Annotated in this window: 8 tRNA genes and 1 rRNA gene; all 9 read right to left on the reverse strand. The window is 51.2% G+C overall.

From position 1 onward, the window contains the following. Nucleotides 1-157: 157 nt before the first annotated feature. Nucleotides 158-233: transfer RNA gene (locus G4D61_RS17920), tRNA-Ala, on the reverse strand. Nucleotides 234-244: 11 nt separating this feature from the next. Continuing rightward, nucleotides 245-321: transfer RNA gene (locus tag G4D61_RS17925), tRNA-Pro, on the reverse strand. Between the two features lie 4 nt (nt 322-325). Then, nucleotides 326-402: transfer RNA gene (locus G4D61_RS17930), tRNA-Arg, on the reverse strand. A 12-nt stretch (nt 403-414) separates the two neighbouring features. Beyond that, nucleotides 415-503 (reverse strand) — tRNA-Leu (locus tag G4D61_RS17935). A gap of 13 nt (nt 504-516) precedes the next feature. Beyond that, a tRNA-Gly gene (locus tag G4D61_RS17940) sits at nt 517-591 on the reverse strand. A gap of 6 nt (nt 592-597) precedes the next feature. After that, nucleotides 598-679 (reverse strand) — tRNA-Leu (locus G4D61_RS17945). 11 nt (nt 680-690) lie between these two features. Beyond that, a tRNA-Lys gene (locus G4D61_RS17950) sits at nt 691-763 on the reverse strand. Between the two features lie 11 nt (nt 764-774). Then, a tRNA-Val gene (locus G4D61_RS17955) sits at nt 775-850 on the reverse strand. 8 nt (nt 851-858) lie between these two features. Further along, nucleotides 859-957, reverse strand: a 5S ribosomal RNA gene (gene rrf, locus G4D61_RS17960); the annotation flags it as partial.

A 957-nucleotide genomic window follows, 5' to 3' on the forward strand; every position in this document is an offset into this window, starting at 1 on the left:
AGCGTTCGTCCTGAGCCAGGATCAAACTCTCCAAAAAGATGTTTGATATAAGCTCATAAAAAATTGACGTTTCGTTTTGTTCAGTTTTCAAAGATCAATACTCTTAATACAACTTTTTAATAATACCACAAAAATATAACTAAGTCAATAACTTTTTTGGTGGAGCCTAGCGGGATCGAACCGCTGACCTCCTGCGTGCAAAGCAGGCGCTCTCCCAGCTGAGCTAAGGCCCCGAAATTTATAGTGGTCGGGAAGACAGGATTCGAACCTGCGACCCCATGGTCCCAAACCATGTGCTCTACCAAGCTGAGCTACTTCCCGTAAATGGCGCGCCCAAGAGGAGTCGAACCCCTAACCTTTTGATCCGTAGTCAAACGCTCTATCCAATTGAGCTATGGGCGCATATTAAAATAATGGTGCCGAGGACCGGAGTCGAACCGGTACGGTAGTCACCTACCGCAGGATTTTAAGTCCTGTGCGTCTGCCAATTCCGCCACCCCGGCATAGGGGTTAAAATGGAGCGGAAGACGGGATTCGAACCCGCGACCCCCACCTTGGCAAGGTGGTGTTCTACCACTGAACTACTTCCGCGTTGTATGCGGGTGAAGGGAGTCGAACCCCCACGCCTTGCGGCGCCAGATCCTAAGTCTGGTGCGTCTGCCAATTCCGCCACACCCGCAGATAACTTGATGAGCCATGCAGGATTCGAACCTGCGACCCTCTGATTAAAAGTCAGATGCTCTACCAACTGAGCTAATGGCTCATATTTTTTAATGGTGGAGGATGACGGGCTCGAACCGCCGACCCTCTGCTTGTAAGGCAGATGCTCTCCCAGCTGAGCTAATCCTCCATCACAAAGCCCGGCAACGTCCTACTCTCACAGGGGGAAACCCCCAACTACCATCGGCGCTGAGAAGCTTAACTTCCGTGTTCGGGATGGGAACGGGTGTGACCTTC

The sequence above is a fragment of the Heyndrickxia ginsengihumi genome (assembly GCF_011008565.1).
Lineage (GTDB): Bacteria > Bacillota > Bacilli > Bacillales > Bacillaceae_C > Weizmannia > Weizmannia ginsengihumi.